The following is an 18,390-nucleotide window of genomic DNA, read 5'->3' as shown; positions in this document are numbered from 1 at the left end:
AAAAATTCATCTATTCAGTTGTCAATGTCTTTTTTATTTTAATACACTATTTATCTTCTAATAATATCTTTATAAAAGCTTTACAAGTTATTTATTGTTTTTACGATTGCTTATTAAATATTGGTAATTTGTTTCTGTATTCTTTTGTGAAAAGGATCTCCTGTGTGCAAGTTTGTTCATCTTTTTCTCAACTTCCTAGAATTGATGAGACTTAATAATCATCTAATAATTATTTTGTGTAATTCTTAAAAATTACTTATAATTGTTGAGCGAGTATTTTCAGAGTGATATGATTTAATCGCAATGGTAATTAAGTAATTTTAAAGAAATACTTTTTTGAAGAGGCCAGGATATGAAACTTGAAGATATCGTAACAGTTAGAATAGGAAGAAACCTTTCTAGAGGAAACGAGAAAAATAATCTGACTTTAGTTGCTTATTCGTACGAGGATTTAATGAATGATTTAGATGGATCATTTCTAGACTCACAAGCTAGTTCTTATAGTGGAAATTCAAATCATAAAGACAACTATTTAAGCAGTACTGGAGATGTTGTTTTCAGCTTTGTTAGTTCCAAAGCTGGGATAGTGAGTGACTTAAACCAAGGGAAGGTCATAAACCAAAACTTTGCGAAACTCATTATTGAACATGATCATTTGGATAGTAGCTATTTATGTTATGCGTTGAATGAATCACACTCAATGAAAAAGCAAATGGCAATTTCCATGCAAGGAAGTACTGTACCAAAATTAACTCCAGCAATTTTAAAAGAGTTGGAAATCAAGTTACCAAGTATTGAGAAACAACGAACGATTGGAAAAGCGTATTTCTTTTTGAGAAAGCGCCAAGCTTTGGCAAAGAAACAAGCAGAACTTGAAGAGAAACTGTATTTAAAAGTATTGAAGCAATTAGACCAATAATAGAAAAAGTGAGGAACGCAACATGGCTGAATTAAACGCAAAATTATTTAGTGCCGCAGACAACTTGCGAAGCAAAATGGATGCATCAGAATACAAAAACTACTTATTAGGATTGATCTTTTACAAATATTTATCTGATAAGTTATTAGAAAAGGTAGTTGAAATAGCAGATGAATCACTAGAAGAATACAATACACAAGAAAAACAAACTCAATTGTATAGAGAATCATTAGCAGATGAAGATATAAAAAATGACTTGATTGAAACGTTAGTGGATACATTAGGCTATGATATTGAACCAGATTATTTATTCAACGTATTAACTAATCAAGCTAAACAAAACACGTTTCAGTTGAATGACTTGAATAAAGCCTTTATCGATTTGTCTACGAAATATGATCAATTTAATGGATTGTTTGATGATGTGGATTTGAAATCAAAAAAACTGGGATCAGATGATCAACAACGAAACATTACCATTACAGAAGTATTGAAGAAATTAAATGATGTCGATGTGATAGGACATAATGGTGATGTCATTGGGGATGCCTATGAGTTCTTGATTGGTCAATTTGCCTCAGAAGCTGGTAAGAAAGCTGGAGAATTCTATACACCTCATGAGGTATCTGACATGATGGCTCGTATTGCTGCAATTGGTCAAGAAGACAAAAAATTGTTTAGCGTATTTGATCCAACCATGGGATCAGGTTCCTTGATGTTGAATATTCGCAACTATATTAACCATCCAGATGGTGTAAAGTATCATGGACAAGAACTAAATACAACGACCTATAATCTAGCGAAGATGAACTTGATTTTGCATGGTGTTGATAGAGAAGATATGCGTTTACGCAATGGGGATACGTTGAACAAAGATTGGCCAACAGATGAGCCATATACCTTTGATTCCGTCCTTATGAATCCACCATACTCTGCAAAATGGTCTTCAGATGATACATTCTTAGATGATTCTCGTTTCAACCGTTACGGGAAGTTAGCACCAAAATCAAAGGCAGACTTTGCTTTTCTTTTACATGGATTCTATCATTTGAAAGATTCGGGAACAATGGCAATCGTTTTACCGCATGGGGTACTGTTCCGCGGAGCTGCAGAAGGTGTGATTCGTAAGAAATTACTAGAAGATGGCAGTATTGATGCTGTTATTGGTATGCCAGCAAACTTATTCTTTGGGACATCAATTCCAACAACAGTCATAATCTTGAAGAAGAATCGTACCACTCGAGATGTGTTATTTATTGATGCAAGTAATGAGTTTACTAAAGAAAAAAACCAGAATAAACTTTCCAAAGAAAATATTGATAAAATTATCGAAACGTATAAGAAGCGTGAAGATGTGGATAAATATGCCCACGTTGCTACTTTTGATGAAATCAAAGAGAATGATTTCAATTTGAACATCCCTCGATACGTAGATACCTTTGAAGAAGAATCGCCAGTTGATATGGTTACAATCGGCTCAACAATTCAAGATATTCGAAAAGAAAAAGCAAAACTAGAATCTAGCCTATATGACATGATTTCTTCGCTACAATTTGGTGAAGAAAACGCAGAATGGATCAAGGGTGCGTTAGAGGTGTTTAATCGTGGAAAATAAATGTACACCAGACATTCGATTTGTAGGATTTACTGAAGATTGGGAACAGCGTAAGTTCTTTGATAACATAAAAAGTACTATAGATTTTAGAGGTAGAACTCCCAAAAAGCTTGGGCTTGAATGGAGTGATAGTGGTTATTTGGCTCTATCTGCTTTGAATGTAAAAAATGGGTATATAGATCCTTCTGCTGATGCTCATTACGGTGACGAAGAATTATATCAAAAATGGATGGGGGGACGGGAATTAAAACAAGGACAGGTACTATTTACGACAGAAGCACCCATGGGAAATGTAGCACAAGTACCTGATAATAAGGGATATATCCTTAGTCAAAGAACCATAGCATTTGATGTCTATGAGAACCAAATGACTAATGATTTTCTTAGGGTATTACTTAACTCTCCTAAAGTGTTTAATGAATTGTTTTCACTATCAAGTGGGGGAACTGCTAAAGGTGTCAGTCAAAAATCACTTTCGCAGTTAAAAGTAGAAGTTCCTAAATCATTAGAAGAACAAACCAAAATCGGTAACTTTTTTAAACAACTAGATGAAACTATCACTCTTCTTCAGCAAGAACTAACCAACCTGAAACAAACAAAACAGGGATTCTTGCAAAAAATGTTTCCTAAAGAAGGGGAGCCCGTGCCTGAGGTTCGGTTCCCAGGATTTACTGGAGATTGGAAACAGCATAAGTTAAAAGATATTGCTGTTTTTAATCCAAAATCAGTTCTTCCCGAACAATTTGAATATGTAGATTTAGAATCAGTTGTGGGAACTAATCTAATTTCGCACCGCACTGAACATAGAGAATCAGCTCCTTCAAGAGCTCAAAGATTAGCTAAACAGGGAGATGTATTTTATCAGACGGTCAGACCGTATCAAAAGAATAATTATCTTTTCGATTTACCATATGATAACTATGTGTTTTCAACAGGATATGCTCAGATGAGACCGAATGTAGACAGTTATTTCTTATTTAGTAAACTTCAAGAAGAAAAATTTGTTTCAAGTGTTCTCGATAGATGTACAGGAACCAGTTATCCTGCAATTAATTCAAATGATTTAGCGCAAATTGAAGTTGGAATTCCTACATTAGAAGAAGAACAAATCAAAATCGGCAACTTTTTCAAGCAACTAGACGACACGATCTCCCTTCATCACCGTGAATTAGAAGCCTTAAAAGAAACCAAAAAAGCTTTCTTACAAAAGATGTTTGTATAAGTAAGTAGATGGGGGAAGAAAAATGATAAAGATACCGCATAAAGATGAAGCTGAAGTAGAACGTCGACTGATTGAAGTGTTAGGAGAAGGGCATAATCAGTGGAATTATCGTCCAGATTTAAAATCGGAAGAAGATTTATGGAAGAACTTGCGTCAAAAGATTACACAAAATAATTTATCAGAAATTGGGGAACATCCAATTTCTGATAAAGAATTTGACAATATTAAAACAGAATTACTATCGAAAACACAGACACCCTTTGATGCTGCTAGATGGCTTAAAGGAGAGAATGGAATTGCTCGTATTACGATTGAACGTGAAGATGTTTCACTGGGGTCGATGTCGTTGGTGTTGTATTCCAACCAAGACATTGGTGGCGGAATCTCAACTTACGAAGTCGTTCATCAGATTGCGAAACAAAATGCAAACGTTGATGGTCGTGATCGCCGATTTGATGTGACACTCTTAATCAATGGGTTGCCAATTGTTCAAATTGAATTGAAACAAGTGAGTGCCAAAGACGGCGTATTCCAAGCCTATAATCAAATCAAGAAATACGCAGAAGAAGGAATGTTTAGAAATAATATCTTTTCTACTCTTCAGTTATTTGTCATTTCCAATGAACAAACGACTCGCTATTTTGCCAATGCGCTGCCAAAAGACATGCATAAAAAATTTATCTTTAGCTGGCGAACAACAGACAATCGAAAAGTAGAAAATCTTTATGAATTTGTAAAACAAGTCTTAAATATTCCAGATGCACATCGGTTAATTGCTAATTATACAATTGTGAGTGAGGATCAAGACAATAAAGCATTAATGGTCTTACACCCTTATCAAATTCATGCGATTGAGGCCTTGTTTACATCTACTACGAAACATGAATCAGGATATGTTTGGCATGCGACTGGTTCAGGAAAGACGTTGACAAGTTTTGTTTCTACGAAGCTATTGGCTCGTAAACCAGGTGTAGATCGTACGATTATGCTGATTGATCGAAAAGACTTGGATAATCAAACTACAACGGAATTCACTAAATTTGCTTCCGAGTTTAATACCGGTATTTCTTCTGGTAATGCCAAGTCTAATAGCTTGATTGTCGGAACCGGAAGTGCGAAAGAGCTAAGTGATACTCTACTTTCTGATTCTAATTCTAATACAGTGATTATTACCACTCGTCAAAAATTAGAAGCTGCTTTGCGCTATGCCCAAAGACAAGAGGAACAAAAAGGAACCCACCGTTTTAAGAAACTACTGGGGCAACATATTGTCTTTGTCGTGGATGAATGCCATCGAGCATTAAGTGCAGAAGGAATGAAAGAGATTAAAGAATTTTTCCCTAATTCTACATGGTTTGGGTTTACGGGTACACCGATATTTGATGTAAATAAAAAGCAAGCTAAAGGTCGATTAGCTCGCACTACTCGTGATCAATATGGTGAAGTCTTACATACTTATACCATTAAAAACGCGTTAGACGATGGGGCAGTTTTAGGATTTCAAGTTGAGCACGAGGATACGGTTGAGCCAACATCATTAAATAATTATATTTTTGCTAAGTTGCGTCAAAATGAAAAATACGCTCATTTTAGTGATGATAAAATTAATGACATTATTGATCAAATGGATAGTATGGAAAAGGAAGCATATCTTGAACCATCTTCTTTCGAAAAGGATATTCATATTCAAAAAGTCATTCGTAAGATTTTCCGACCAGATAATGCCTATACAAAATTTGATTTTCAAAATGGTCGTCCTCAAAAGTCTGCCATTTTAACAACAAATTCTATTGATATGGCGAAACGGTACTATCAGGCGATCAAGGAAATGACTAAAGATCCAGAATGGTTGACGAAAGAATTTGTTGGGCATCCAATTCGAACGGGGCGTACGATTGAAGATCCAGATTTTCCACGGATTGCTATCACCTATTCGATACAAGAAAACGAGGAAAATGCTAAACAAATTCAAGATGAAATGCAAGATATTATTAAGGACTATAACGACTATTATCGTACTGCTTGGTCAATAGAGGATATTGAACGATATAATGGCGATATCAACAATCGCTTAGCTCGTAAGAAAGCAGAATTCAAGGAATTTGGAAAACAAATTGACTTAGTCATTGTTGTAGACCGCTTATTGACTGGATTTGATGCACCAACGATTCAAACATTATTTGTGGATCGAAATTTAAGTTATGCCAATTTGATCCAAGCCTTTTCTCGAACCAATCGTACCTATCCAGGAAAGACAAAAGGATTGATTGTGACATTCCGGAAACCTTCGACAATGGAACAAAATGTTAAGGATGCCACGAAGTTATATTCTGAAGCACAAGAAGAATCTAATCTTGTTTATCCAACTTATGTTGAATCGAAGAAACGTTTTAAAAAGGCTCACAAAGTATTAACAACGTTAGTTCCCAATTCAGCTGATATTAACGAGCACTCACCTCTTGAAACCCGGATTGAATTTGTGAAAGCTTTCCAAGGGCTAAACAATGCCTATGAAGCTTTAGTTACATATGATGATTACAACGATGATATGGAGAAATCAACAGCACTTCAAGAACAGGTAAATACCTTAGAAGAATATATTGGTGTATACAACACGATTAAGGGTTCATTAGTAGATGAAGGGGGCCAAGATGGACCGGAGGCAGATTTCTCAGACATTGAATTCTATGGAGAAAATGCAATTAAAATCTATGATATTGACTCAACCTATATTGACCGACTATTAGGAACATACTCAGCCAATAATCAGAATATCCGTGACGATATCGAAAAAACACTGCAAAAATTGAAGAAATCAGAAATTGTTAAAGGCGTGTACCGTGCAATTTTAAATGCTATTGATTCCAAAGAAATAGATTCAGAGGAAGATATTCTTGGAGTGAAACGACGCTTTTTCACTGATACACGTAAGAAGGCGATTGAAGATTTTGCGAGTACTTGGTTTGTGGAAGAAGATGAGCTACATACATCTGCGATTCAATATGTGATAGGAACGGATCCTATTCCGAATATTGGAGGAATCATCAACAGCAAGCAATTTGATAAGTATAAAGCTGTACATCCAGATGCAAAACCATTGAAATACGGACCAGAAATGAAGCGTCAGTGGAGAAAGACATTAGATGAAGTCATTGTACCTTTGGATAACGAGTTGAGATAAAATCGTTTTGAAATAAATAAAAAAATCTATATAATTTTAGGCCAACCGTGAAGCTGTAGTTGGCCTATATGGTTCTGGTGCAAAAAGATTAAATGAATTTTGCAAGTAATCGCTAAATCTTGGACATACTGATTTCTGTCATTTCCCTTTTTATAATCAATGAAGAAGATCGATTTTGAAAAATTGTAACTCTTCCACATGAACAAGGTAAGGGATACGGAAGTGCATTGTTAGACTATCTAATACAGGAAGCAAAGAACCGTGGCGTGAAAAGAATTTGGTGTAATGCTAGAGAGAATAAAGTAAATTTCTATAAAAAATTGAAGCTAGAAGAATCCAATTGTAGGTTTACAAAAGACGGTAAATCTTACGTAATAATGGAGAAAGACTTGTAGTACAATATCGAACCTGCTTCGTCACAAGTAATAAGGAAAATAGAAGAGACTAGTTTATGCGCAAACTAGTCTCTTCTATTAGATTTACACTATCTCGTATATTCAAGTTAATTCTCTAATAATTCATCAACTTCTATCCCTCGAACATGAAGCGCCCTTAATAATTTCAAATATTTGTATAAGAGCTTTTCATTTTCTTTCTTTTGTTCCTCATACTCATTTATAAATACTCGACTTCTAGAGGTTTCTAGCTCTAATTTCTTTTGTAGATTAGTCATTTTTCTTTCTGCTTTTTCTAGCTGTTTATTGACACGTTCCACCTCTTTTTCTAATTCTACAACTTTTCTATTATGTTGCATTTTACTGATCATATTATCTAGGTCAATATTCGTTCCTATCCACTGCTGATCCCATAGTGTTCTCAAATGCGGTTTGTAAATAGCCGTTTTACTTAGTCCTGTCATTTCTATGATTTTTTCAGATCGAATAATAGCATCTTCTCCTTCTAAATCTTGTAAAGTCTGAATAGCCCACGTTACTTTTTCGATGGATTCTTGTCGTTTTTTCTCTTGGTATTGCATAAGCCCTGTATTCATCTTGCTTCCCTCTATCTTTCAATAAATTTTAGATTTCATTTATCTACATTATCTTTTTGATACTGCTCTATACCTTTTTCACATATCTCGATTATTCTTTCTAAATAACTAACATTGCGTATGGCATTTTCCAATTGAGAGGCTCTTCTTGTATCCGTACCAACCCTTTCAATTACAGCTTGCCAGTACTCATGTTCCTTTTTGTAATCATGATAATAATCAGCTTTTGGAATAAACCATTCACATGCATAGCATTCAAAAAGTATAGAAGTGCCTTTAGGATTGCACCCAGATATATCACCACATATTCCAACTCCCTTTTTTCCATTTGCTTCCCATGTTAAGTATTTGTTTAGATCCTTTGATAAGAAGTTTATCGTTTGATTATCAAGATTCATAATTCTTCCTTTAAATGATACTGCATTATTTTTTCCATTGTTTATTTCACTCATATTTAGATGAACTTCTTTTTGTCTCTCTTTTAATTGATGTAAGTAATGAGAGGGCATGTTTATATTTTTATGACCTGTTAACTTGACTATTTGTTCCATGGTGTAACCAACTTGATACATTCTATCTGTAACTGCATTATGCCTAAACTGGTGAGATGTTACAGTACATGAATTTCCATTTTCATCAACAATGCCAATAATTACAGCAAGACTTTTTAGGTATCTATTCATTGTAATATTGTTTAAATTTCTTACAAATTTATATCTCTTATCATATCTAATATCCACATTACCATTACTATCATTGTGTAGTGTCAGATATCTTCCAATGAACAAATAATCTTTTTTATCCCCCTGGTTTAAAGGATAATTTATCAAAAGTTTTTCAGTTTGTAATTTTAATTGTTTAATTAGTTCCACCACAAATTTTACATGCCCAGAATAAATAATTGGGATCGCTTTCATTTCAGGTTCATGATAACCGCCATTTTGTTTAAAGGTAGGAATGCTAATTGTATATTCGCTATAAAAAGTTTTTAAACAATTTCTTTTCATACTTAATATCTCAGTTCCTCTATTTGGGAATGATCTTATTAACCAATAAAAAGTACGAAATTCTAGAGGAATATTCATGTCCATATTTTTCATTATTCTGTCCATCTTTTGAATGGCAGCAGGGGGGATAGTCCTATTTTGAGGGTTTTGAACCTGTTTAAAAGGATTTATAGATTTTGTTGGAACAGTATTAGGGAGCTCCGGAAACCCTTTAAGGCTTTTAAAAAAATCGCTAATTGCTCTATAGAGGGCACTTTTAATATTTGGCTTGTAATTATTATCAATACTAATTGTGTATTCATACGCATTAATAATATCCTGATTTATATTTTTTATCGTTATTCCTGGATAGTTTTCATTTAAAAAATGTATAAAGGCTGTAATATAATATATTTTTTGTTGGATGCCGAAAATAGAATGGTTTTTAATTAATGCATAATATTTTAATAAACTTTTGTAGGGTTCATTGACCTTATGAAATCTTACTACATAGTAGAATTTAGCTCTTGAATCCTTATGTTTGTGATTGTAATACCAAACATCATCAGTAAAATCAAAGTCTCCCAATTGTGGAATTTTATCTATAAGTCGTTGTCTTAGATTGCCATCATATAATGGAACTGTACTAATTATGGAGATAACGCTTTTGTTCATCTTCCGATAACCTCTCTTTTATAAACTTTTCTAGTTTTTGAATTGTGTCACCGTATATTTGTAATAAATTTATCTCTGCTTGATATTCCCTATAACCTTTCCAGTCATCAATTTTATTTTCAATCATAACTTTTATCCATTCGTCTAAATAAGTTTGTTGTTCGCTATATAGTGTTTTCCACATGGACAACTTCTGAGGCCCTGTTATCAACATTTTGCATCCTACACATTTCTTTTTGTGACATGGACCAAATGATACATGTTTTATACAGGTTCCGTGCCCCTCAGGCGTATTTCGAGATCCAAGCATAATTTCATCTTTTAAATTTTTAAATTCTGATGGACTATACCTATCCTTAATATCTGAATCTAAATTACTGAACATAATATCGAAGTATTCAGCATCTAATTCAGCAATTTTCATAAGTTCAATATCATGATAATGTTTCATAGTAGATTTCGAATCTAAATGTGTTAGCCAATCGCTGACTTCCTCTACAGTTGCTCCATTTGTAAATAAATTAACAGCTACAGTTTTTCTACATTGATGATGAGTATATTTCCACAATACTCCATCTCGATCACATATATTATATTTATGAATTAACCCATTAATTGCACGGGATATTTCTTGATTAGAATATAGTTTAATTCCCTTTGGTGTATTTTTTAGAAATATTTTATTTTCTTTGTTAATTTCTCTTAAATCTTTTGTATCTTTAATTTGTTGATTAATAACATTTATTAAATTTGTATCATTAATAGGAAGATAATGATAATCTTCAAGACCAAGTTTTCTTCGATACTGTAAAGTTTTATGCGGAATAAATTTAAGGTAATAAATACTATCTTTAGTGTCATAAATAACACAATCTTCTTTCAAATTAATAACTTCACTAATTCTAATTCCCGTGTTCATCATAATAGTCCATGCAGCCTGAACAAATCGAGGTAGCTCATTTAGCTTTTCTTTTAACATCTTTATAACTTCTTCAGGAATATAGGAAGTGCTCTCGGAAAATGCTTCTACATTATGTAGAATTATCGCTCTAAAAGGATTGTCTATAGAATTTTTTTCTTTCTTTTTAACTATCCAATCAAATACTAGCCTACATTCAGAGATGCAGCTTTGTATTGTTTTAATATTATAATTGGTACCGGTTCTACTGTGTATCTGTTGTAAAATATCAATAATTTGTTGTACTTGAATTACATCTATATGGGGTAGCATCAGGAAAATGCGGATTTACAACGATAAGGAATTTCCAATATAAAAAGCCTGATTTCCCAATCCCTAAACTGAGAAATTCGGCTCTTTTTTTCGTTACCCCATAAAGAGGTACAGCCGACAAAATGCTGATATTAAAGGCTAAGGCATTTTTTTATATCCTAAGTGGATGTAGGGATGGATTTCAAAATCTAGATATAAATAAATATTCTCCTAGAAAGTACGTTCCGATCCCATGGTGATATGTGCGGGAGAAAAACGTTACCTGAGCGTACAAGATTTCTTAACTCGGTAAGAAAAGACAACGCATAATTGGCGATTTATATTCCTATCATCATAAACGTGCTTTTGCCAGCGATTTGAGAGAAAGTTCAAAGGTGCGCCTTCTGGAATTCTTCGTTTATTATTTTTTGTTCATCTCTTTAATGGTCACAATAGCGTGAAGCAATGACTCTCCTGATTTTATATAGAAGTGATTTCTAAGGCATCTAACAATGTTGGGGTATGTTTACGTAAGTAGTTAAGAACGCGGTTGTTCTTACCTAGTAATTTGATTTTGGTTATACTTTGAATTTTTAAAGGTTACTATTATTTTCTGTGGCTGTTTCACAACGCTTTATTTAGTTGGTTTTCTGGATATAAATCAAATATTAGGTAATTATATAAAATATGGTAGCAAAAAGGAAAAACGAGATGGATAGTTAAAACAATAATGGGATAAGAGGGTTGAAAATGGATCAAAATAAAGCAAGTTTTTCTACTATATTTGTTCTCTCTATGATGAGTATAGGATTAATGAACCATGTAATGGTGATACCCATGTTACTAAGCACAGCAAAGAGGGATTCTTGGATATCTGTACTAATTTCAGGAGTTTTATTTTTGGGGTGGCTTGTTTTTCTACAAGTAATTATTAAAAAAACAAATTACTCCCATTTATTTACTTGGATAAAGGACCGAGTTGGTAAAGGTGTTGCTTGGGGTCTTTCTTCGGTTGCCTATGTTTTTATCCTTTTATTAATTGGAGTTACCTTAAAGGATATGATTGTTTGGACAGTTACTTCCTATTTCCCTCAAAGTCCAGTTTTCATCTTAGCCATAGTTTTTCTAATCATTTGTTTTTTTGCTGCGACATCTAGCTTTGCTACCCTATCTATTATTTCAGGTTTTTTACTTGTTTTTGTTGTTGCTTTAGGTTTTTTTGTCATGAGCCTAAATATTCCTCATAAGGATTACGCTCAAATATTCCCTATATTAGAACATGGTTTGAATCCTGTTTTGAAAGGCGTAATCTATAGTTCAGGTTCTCTAATGGAAGTTTCACTTATACTTTTCTTACAACACAAATTAAAACCCAACATTAAGGTTCGAAGTTTACTTTTTCTCGGAATTATCTTAATAGGGTTAACCCTAGGTCCCTTGTTAGGTTCAATTGCTATTTTTGGTCCAGAAGAGGCTGCTAATCAGAGGTATCCGGCATACGAGGAATGGCGATTATTAAAAATTGGTAAATATATTGAACATGTAGATTTTTTTTCTATTTATCAATGGCTGTCAGGTGGATTTATAAGAATAAGTTTAGGTTTGTTTATAATTGGACAGCTATTTCCATTTGAGAACGATAAGAATAGACATTTATTAATAGGGTTTAGCTCATTAATTACATCGTTGATGGTGCTTCTACCTATTAGTGATATGCAATTTGTTCGCTTTTTGCAAAATATATATTTTTATTTATCTTTTCTATTTTTAATTATCTTTTCTTTAAGCATTGGGTTATTAGCCTTTTTAAAAGGGAAAGGGGGAGATAATTCTTGAAATGTAATAAACATAAAAAACAAAAGGAACTGAACTCTTATCATGCTACCTTTCAGAATACTGATGAAGTAAATGAAGAAAAAATTCGTTCAACTTATCAAAAAAGTGAGGATGTTAAAGTTGTACTCCATAAATTTACTAATGAACAACAAGAAATAAATACCATATTTATCTATTGTGAGAATTTGGTTGATAAAAAACAAATAAATCAAATCATTATTCCACAACTAAAAAAAATGACTACAAAAAATTACTATAAAATATTCAAAGAGGGCGTGGAATGGAATCAAGATGATCTGGAATGGACACCTTTAAAGGTGGAAACAGGGTTAAATTCCATCTCTTTAGAGATCTTCGATGGTAATTTAGTCATTTATTTTCCGGAATTTAGTGCTTTTTTTTCTGTTAGTGCATCCAATAAACCAAACCGTTCAACTGAACAATCCAATTACGAGGTATCTGTTCGTGGCCCAAGAGATAATTTTACAGAGGATATCTCAACAAATATTGCATTAATTCGAAAAAGACTAAGATCGCCAACGCTATCTTATCAAACTTATACGATAGGAACAAGAACTCAAACTAAGGTGGGATTATTATATCTAGAAGATGTGGTTAATACGGAGATGCTAGATACTATTCGGGAACGATTATCTAATGTTGAGATTGATGGAATTATTAGTTCAACTCAATTGCAGGAGATGGTGTCCAAACAATCACTTTCTATTTTCCCACTTTCTGCTGATACATCCAGACCTGACTTTGCAGTTGAATGTTTATTACAAGGTAGAATAATCATAGTAGTAGATGGCTCACCATTAGTCATTATTGCTCCAGTAACCATTACTTTTTTGATAAAAGCAGCAGAGGATTCACATTTTAATTATTTACCCATGTCATTAGCTCGATTTTATAGATGGGTAGGATTCCTTTTAGCTGTCTACTTACCCGGGTTCTGGATGGCATTGCTTTCATACCATCAAGATCAGATTCCCTTTCCTCTTCTTGCGACTGTAACTGTTGCAAGATCGGGTTTGCCATTTCCTGCACCATTAGAACTTATGATTGTTTTATTCCTGTTTGAAATGTTCCGTGAAGCTGGTCAAAGATTACCTTCCCCTCTTGGACAAACTCTCTCCGTCGTTGGGGGACTCATTATTGGAGACGCTGCAATTCGGTCGGGTTTTATTTCTCCTTCAGTCATCGTTATTACGGCTCTTTCTGCCATCTCAGGGTATACACTAGTGAACCAAATATTAGCAAGTTCAATATCTATTCTCAGAGGATTTGTTCTTCTTTGTTCAAGTGTTATGGGTTTATACGGTTTTATGATTGGAGGATTTATGATTGTTATTTATATGGCAAGGTTACGTTCTTTTGGAATCCCTTATTTAGCTTTAGTATTTCCAAAGTCTAGTTCAGATCTTTTCAAGGCACTGTTTCGGTTACCATGGAAAAGTTATAGAGAACGGGTAAGTTATGTCCGTACTCGTGATAATACAAAGACGGATGAAGGGGAGTGACAATCCTGAAACTACGTAAGCTCTTTTTAATAAGCATACTAACTCTCTTTAGTTCGGTATTAACGGGATGTTGGAATATCAAAGAAATACAAGATATTTACTATGTTGCAGCACTTGGAATTGACTATAAAGATGAAAAATATATAGCATATGTTCAATTACTGGACTTTTCTAATGTGGCTAAACTAGAAGGCGCCAGACCTGATAAACAGCCACCGGTTTGGATTGGGAAAGGTGAAGGAATTACCATGACAGAAGCGTTAAATCAATTATACAAGGATGCACAACAAAGACTTTTTTGGGGACATGTGTCTACATTGATTTTGAGTAATACATTACTTGAGCAAGATATCAAATCCTCGATTGATTTTATAAATCGATATAGGGAAATTCGATATAATATCCTATTTTATGCTACAAATGAATCCATTGAAGATGTACTTAAAACAAAATCATTTTTCACTTTATCTGGACTCTCGACGATACTTCATGAACCAAGTGAAGGATATAAGCAAAGATCCTACATACAACCCATTCAATTTTTCCAATTTATTCGAGATAGCAATCCTGTTGGGCAAACAGCTTTCATTCCTTCAATAAAAATATCCACTGAAAATTGGAAAGAGGAAGATAAAAAAGCACCATTGTTAAGAAATGACGGTGCTGTCTTTATAAGAAATAACCATCTACAGGGATGGCTTTCTGAATCTGATTTAAACGGTCTAAGATGGATAGATGAAAAAACTGTTCGATCTCCTTTATGGATAGTTGAGGATGATCAACCGGTTGTTTCTATAGTATTAGAAAAACCAAAGGTGAGGATAACTCCAGTTATTACTAACGAACAAGTGAGATATAAGATTAACGTATCCTTACAAGCCGGAATAAACGAAAAGTTAAAAGAAATTAGTGAAAACAAGTTAGTTGCTAACACTGAAAAAATAATAAGAGCTGAGATTTTTAATACTTTTGAAAAAGGAGTGGAGATAAATTCAGACGTTTATAGGTTAGGTGAAATATTATATCGGGAGAACCCTCAGAGATGGAATCAAGAGATAAAAGAAAAGCCATTTTTTTTAAATAAGGATAGTATCGAGCATATCAACATACAAGTTAATTTAGTGAACTCAGGAAAATTGAAATACCAAGAAGGTCATTATTAGAGTGATTTAGCTAAATTTCACAAAAGTCAATTCTTTATGTATGGAATTGACTTTTTAATTATATTTCTGATAGCGTATAATATTTGCGTTTCGTCTGCAGAGTCCCATAAACACATTCTATTACTGAATATGAATTTACTTCGGGATAACAGGGACCCAGAGTTCGTGTCTTGGTTTATGCTTCGGACCGTAATAACATTCTATACAAGGTAAATTTGCAAGTTCATACTCGGAGTTAGGAACCCACTCGGTATATAAACGTTTCCATGCATCTACTATGTTCGGAAATACTGCCCATGTATTTGCGGGTATAATAAGCGTCTCCATATTTTCAGGGGATTCCCCATCGTATCTTACGCCCATGAAATAGGAAAATTCTTCATCTGTTATGGCGGCTTCTTTTCCGCAAACCCCCAGAAGGCTTTCAAGCGTGCATTTTGGATTTTTCCATGACATAGCTACTAGTTCTTGCATAAATCCATCTTTTTTCGCGGTGTTCCAAAGCGTAGGGATTGTTTTAAATGCTCTGCTTGTTTTTACTGGCTTACTTTTTCCTACAATTCTTAATTCAAAATCAAGGTTTTCAATTCTGTAATCCATCTCGGTATCTCCTTTAATAGTAATTTGAAAGGATATTCTGGGAAAGGCTTTTAACTGTACCCCTCTATTATGAGCATTGGAAGGGGTTACTCCATGCATTTTTTGAAAAGCACGTGAGAAAGTATCAGAAGAAACATAACCATATTTAACTGCCACATCGATGATCCGAATTTCACTTTTTTGAATTTCAAATGCTGCGAGTGTTAACCGTCTACGTCTAATATATTTTGAGAGCGATACATCTGAGATTGAAGAGAACATTCTTGAAAAGTGAAACTCGGAAAATTTAGCTACTTTTGCAGTTTCTTTGTAGTCTATTTCTTTATTTTCAATGAAGTTTAACGCATGGTTCATTCTTTTAGCCAATTGTGAACATCAAGTAGAATGACACAATTTCTGCTATAATAACTGAAACACATTACTGGAAGTTATCATTCACATTTTATAGTGAATTGCATCCTCTAATAACAAGACATCTGTTAATCATTTTCTGATTTTATAAGGCAAAGATAAGTAACAAAGAGACAATAATACATTTTAATAAGTAAAATAATGTATTTTTGAGCTTTCTATATGTAGTTATTGAATTAAAACAGTTTAGTTAAAGTACATTTATTTGCATACTTATTTTCAACAATGTAATTCAAGAAGAAGTAGAAAAAGAAATTACCTCTATGCAATAATAAGCAAGGAATGGGGGGGATAAGTTATCCTTATGTTAAATACTATCTACCGAGGTAATTAATTGAACGAAGTTTGAATTTATTCAAAATAGATACCCTGTATTACTCTAGTATAATAGATTTGGTTCTTACAACAATCTATACATAGTTTCTTATGTATCTTTAGGTGAAAACTCACAAAAAATAAAGAAAATACAGTAAGGGCATTTTTTTTACCTCTTAACTTTGTTACAACAATAGGGATGCCAAATTCGACACCCCCTTGTTTAGATAGTTCTAATCGGAAGATTAGTTAATATTGTTTTTAATATATGATGACTTAATGTTATGAGCAAGTTCATCTAATATAGCTTTCTTCTTATTATTTGAAGAATGACAAGTTAATATAAGCAAATCCACTAATTCTGGTTGCATATTAGATATCTCCTGCAAATAATCCTTATCAAATTCTTTCATAACTTCATATAATTTGCTCATTTTAATGAAATTCCACATCAATTTTCTTTTTATTATTTGGTGTAGTCTTTAACATTTTTACTTCTAATACACCATTTTTATAGGTTGCTGATACTCCCTCGGTAGATACAAGACTCGGAAGTGTTATAGCTCGGTGAAAACTACCTGTGTAACGTTCTTTTCTATACATATTTTTTTCTTTTGTTTCATTTGTTTTGTTTATAGAACCGCTAATCGATAATACATTATTTTCAATATCAATGTTTACGTCTTCTTTTTTCTCAAGTCCCGGTATATCACAAGTTGCAACAACTTCATTTTCACTTTCATGCACATCTACCTTAATACTTCCAAAGTGCTCTTTGTCCCCACTAAAATCAAACGGTAGGTCAGAAAAGATACGGTCAAAATCTCTTCTTATATTTACTAATTGTCTAAATGGGTCATAAGGTGTTAATGACATAGTTACATTCCTCCTTCATTTATCATTCATATTCTCTTCATTTCTCATGAAATTATTCGCTTATGTATTATTTTCCTGATTTTTTCACAATTGGGGTACGGAAACGATTCGGGAGATGAGGGGCCACTCTGGGATTTAATTACAAATATAAAAAAGAACTTTATTCAAGTTCTTTTAATCTACGATATAGAGCGGCCTGACTCACTCCTGTAATCTGACATATTTCCTTTACTGTTTTATTGGTATGTTTTCGTAATTCAATTGCATGGTTCATGCCAGGATGTTTATCTGTGTATTTCTTCACTCTTCCTCTATATACTCCTTTTTGTTTTGCTAGCTTTATTCCCGCATGTTGTTTTTCTTTAATCATTTCACGATCTAATTCACTAAAGGCAGCCATGACAGTTAAGAAGAACTTGCCCGTTGGAGTTCTTGTATCAATTCCTAAATTTAAAATCGCAAAGTGAACATCCTTTTCCCGAAGTTGTTCTACTAATTGTAATAGCTGAATGGTATTTCGACCTAAACGATCCATTCTAGTTACAACCAAAGTATCCCCAGTAATTAGTTTTGACAGTATAGTGTCTAACTCTGGCTTTTGTTTTGTTACTCCACTTACTTTTTCTTTAATAATTTCATCTACTCCATATTTCATGAGCTGTTCAATCTGTGTATCTAGATTTTGATCTTGTGCACTTACACGAGCGTATCCATAGACCATTTTCTCCTCATTTCAAATATATTTTTGATAAGTGTTATTGAGAGTCTCTGAGACTAATAATATCAAGGAAAGAATTTCTTCTCAATAGGGCACACTCTATTGATATATAATTGAACTAATTAACTGAATAATTATGGAAATGGGAT

General features: G+C 33.4%; 15 protein-coding genes and 1 pseudogene. 8 read left to right on the top strand and 8 right to left on the bottom strand.

Annotation, left to right across the window (positions count from 1 at the left end; all coding sequences use genetic code 11):
* Nucleotides 1-352: 352 nt before the first annotated feature.
* The 5 genes from LMD38_RS28570 to LMD38_RS28895 all read left to right on the top strand — a co-directional run bounded on the left by LMD38_RS28570 (nucleotide 353) and on the right by LMD38_RS28895 (nucleotide 7,332).
* Nucleotides 353-919, top strand: coding sequence for a restriction endonuclease subunit S (locus LMD38_RS28570; RefSeq protein WP_000762856.1), 567 nt, complete (start codon nucleotides 353-355; stop codon nucleotides 917-919).
* Nucleotides 920-941: 22 nt separating this feature from the next.
* Complete coding sequence (locus LMD38_RS28565) at nucleotides 942-2,534, top strand: type I restriction-modification system subunit M (protein WP_000819001.1); 1,593 nt, start codon at nucleotides 942-944, stop codon at nucleotides 2,532-2,534.
* On the top strand, nucleotides 2,524-3,756 hold the full coding sequence (locus LMD38_RS28560) for a restriction endonuclease subunit S (protein ID WP_000428096.1): 1,233 nt from the start codon (nucleotides 2,524-2,526) through the stop codon (nucleotides 3,754-3,756). The genes LMD38_RS28565 and LMD38_RS28560 overlap by 11 nt, the downstream gene beginning before the upstream one ends.
* Before the next feature lie 22 nt (nucleotides 3,757-3,778).
* A complete protein-coding gene (locus LMD38_RS28555) occupies nucleotides 3,779-6,937 on the top strand; it encodes a type I restriction endonuclease subunit R (protein WP_000590816.1) in 3,159 nt (1,052 codons plus the stop codon).
* Between the two features lie 227 nt (nucleotides 6,938-7,164).
* The gene (locus LMD38_RS28895) at nucleotides 7,165-7,332 is read left to right on the top strand and encodes a GNAT family N-acetyltransferase (protein WP_157674596.1); all 168 of its coding nucleotides are present in this window, start codon (nucleotides 7,165-7,167) and stop codon (nucleotides 7,330-7,332) included.
* 107 nt (nucleotides 7,333-7,439) lie between these two features.
* Here LMD38_RS28895 and LMD38_RS28550 read toward each other — a convergent pair whose 3' ends face one another.
* The 4 genes and pseudogenes from LMD38_RS28550 to LMD38_RS28770 all read right to left on the bottom strand — a co-directional run.
* Complete coding sequence (locus LMD38_RS28550) at nucleotides 7,440-7,928, bottom strand: DUF6262 family protein (RefSeq protein WP_001091679.1); 489 nt, start codon at nucleotides 7,926-7,928, stop codon at nucleotides 7,440-7,442.
* 35 nt (nucleotides 7,929-7,963) lie between these two features.
* Nucleotides 7,964-9,589 (bottom strand): site-specific integrase, encoded by a 1,626-nt coding sequence (locus tag LMD38_RS28545; RefSeq protein ID WP_228920441.1) that lies wholly within the window; start codon nucleotides 9,587-9,589, stop codon nucleotides 7,964-7,966.
* Nucleotides 9,561-10,568 (bottom strand): site-specific integrase, encoded by a 1,008-nt coding sequence (locus LMD38_RS28540; protein WP_228920434.1) that lies wholly within the window; start codon nucleotides 10,566-10,568, stop codon nucleotides 9,561-9,563. The genes LMD38_RS28545 and LMD38_RS28540 overlap by 29 nt, the downstream gene beginning before the upstream one ends.
* A 506-nt stretch (nucleotides 10,569-11,074) precedes the next feature.
* Nucleotides 11,075-11,333, bottom strand: a pseudogene (locus LMD38_RS28770) (hypothetical protein); the annotation flags it as partial.
* Nucleotides 11,334-11,549: 216 nt separating this feature from the next.
* On the opposite strand from LMD38_RS28770, the gene LMD38_RS28535 reads away from it, so the two are divergent.
* From LMD38_RS28535 to LMD38_RS28525, 3 genes are read left to right on the top strand one after another with little or no spacing between them, the layout of a single operon-like run.
* Nucleotides 11,550-12,635 (top strand): endospore germination permease, encoded by a 1,086-nt coding sequence (locus tag LMD38_RS28535; protein ID WP_000372605.1) that lies wholly within the window; start codon nucleotides 11,550-11,552, stop codon nucleotides 12,633-12,635.
* The gene (locus tag LMD38_RS28530) at nucleotides 12,632-14,158 is read left to right on the top strand and encodes a spore germination protein (protein WP_000649999.1); all 1,527 of its coding nucleotides are present in this window, start codon (nucleotides 12,632-12,634) and stop codon (nucleotides 14,156-14,158) included. Before LMD38_RS28535 ends, LMD38_RS28530 begins: the two co-directional genes overlap by 4 nt.
* Nucleotides 14,155-15,321, top strand: a complete 1,167-nt coding sequence (locus LMD38_RS28525) for a Ger(x)C family spore germination protein (protein ID WP_000153859.1) — start codon at nucleotides 14,155-14,157, stop codon at nucleotides 15,319-15,321. The genes LMD38_RS28530 and LMD38_RS28525 overlap by 4 nt, the downstream gene beginning before the upstream one ends.
* 135 nt (nucleotides 15,322-15,456) lie before the next feature.
* Here the strand turns inward: LMD38_RS28525 and LMD38_RS28520 are convergent, their stop codons facing one another.
* From LMD38_RS28520 to LMD38_RS28510, 4 genes are all read right to left on the bottom strand, one after another.
* Nucleotides 15,457-16,275 (bottom strand): AraC family transcriptional regulator, encoded by an 819-nt coding sequence (locus LMD38_RS28520; RefSeq protein WP_228920452.1) that lies wholly within the window; start codon nucleotides 16,273-16,275, stop codon nucleotides 15,457-15,459.
* Between the two features lie 617 nt (nucleotides 16,276-16,892).
* Complete coding sequence (locus LMD38_RS28680; protein ID WP_255256528.1) at nucleotides 16,893-17,018, bottom strand: hypothetical protein; 126 nt, start codon at nucleotides 17,016-17,018, stop codon at nucleotides 16,893-16,895.
* Between the two features lie 64 nt (nucleotides 17,019-17,082).
* A complete protein-coding gene (locus LMD38_RS28515; RefSeq protein ID WP_000060050.1) occupies nucleotides 17,083-17,523 on the bottom strand; it encodes an Hsp20/alpha crystallin family protein in 441 nt (146 codons plus the stop codon).
* A 160-nt stretch (nucleotides 17,524-17,683) separates the two neighbouring features.
* The gene (locus LMD38_RS28510; protein WP_000262479.1) at nucleotides 17,684-18,244 is read right to left on the bottom strand and encodes a recombinase family protein; all 561 of its coding nucleotides are present in this window, start codon (nucleotides 18,242-18,244) and stop codon (nucleotides 17,684-17,686) included.
* Nucleotides 18,245-18,390: the final 146 nt, after the last annotated feature.

The organism is Bacillus pacificus (assembly GCF_020861345.1).
Taxonomy (GTDB): Bacteria; Bacillota; Bacilli; order Bacillales; family Bacillaceae_G; genus Bacillus_A; species Bacillus_A pacificus.
Note: the sequence above shows the minus strand (reverse complement) of the source record. Positions and strands in the feature narration are given on the sequence as shown.

What these genes read in the sequence shown, in the direction of transcription:
- LMD38_RS28565 (WP_000819001.1), top strand. Translation starts at nt 942, where the DNA reads ATGGCTGAATTAAACGCAAAATTATTTAGTGCCGCAGACAACTTGCGA.
- LMD38_RS28550 (WP_001091679.1), bottom strand. Translation starts at nt 7,928, where the DNA reads ATGAATACAGGGCTTATGCAATACCAAGAGAAAAAACGACAAGAATCC.
- LMD38_RS28535 (WP_000372605.1), top strand. Translation starts at nt 11,550, where the DNA reads ATGGATCAAAATAAAGCAAGTTTTTCTACTATATTTGTTCTCTCTATG.
- LMD38_RS28515 (WP_000060050.1), bottom strand. Translation starts at nt 17,523, where the DNA reads ATGTCATTAACACCTTATGACCCATTTAGACAATTAGTAAATATAAGA.
- LMD38_RS28680 (WP_255256528.1), bottom strand. Translation starts at nt 17,018, where the DNA reads ATGCAACCAGAATTAGTGGATTTGCTTATATTAACTTGTCATTCTTCA.
- LMD38_RS28510 (WP_000262479.1), bottom strand. Translation starts at nt 18,244, where the DNA reads ATGGTCTATGGATACGCTCGTGTAAGTGCACAAGATCAAAATCTAGAT.
- LMD38_RS28555 (WP_000590816.1), top strand. Translation starts at nt 3,779, where the DNA reads ATGATAAAGATACCGCATAAAGATGAAGCTGAAGTAGAACGTCGACTG.
- LMD38_RS28545 (WP_228920441.1), bottom strand. Translation starts at nt 9,589, where the DNA reads ATGAACAAAAGCGTTATCTCCATAATTAGTACAGTTCCATTATATGAT.
- LMD38_RS28540 (WP_228920434.1), bottom strand. Translation starts at nt 10,568, where the DNA reads ATGTTAAAAGAAAAGCTAAATGAGCTACCTCGATTTGTTCAGGCTGCA.
- LMD38_RS28520 (WP_228920452.1), bottom strand. Translation starts at nt 16,275, where the DNA reads ATGAACCATGCGTTAAACTTCATTGAAAATAAAGAAATAGACTACAAA.
- LMD38_RS28570 (WP_000762856.1), top strand. Translation starts at nt 353, where the DNA reads ATGAAACTTGAAGATATCGTAACAGTTAGAATAGGAAGAAACCTTTCT.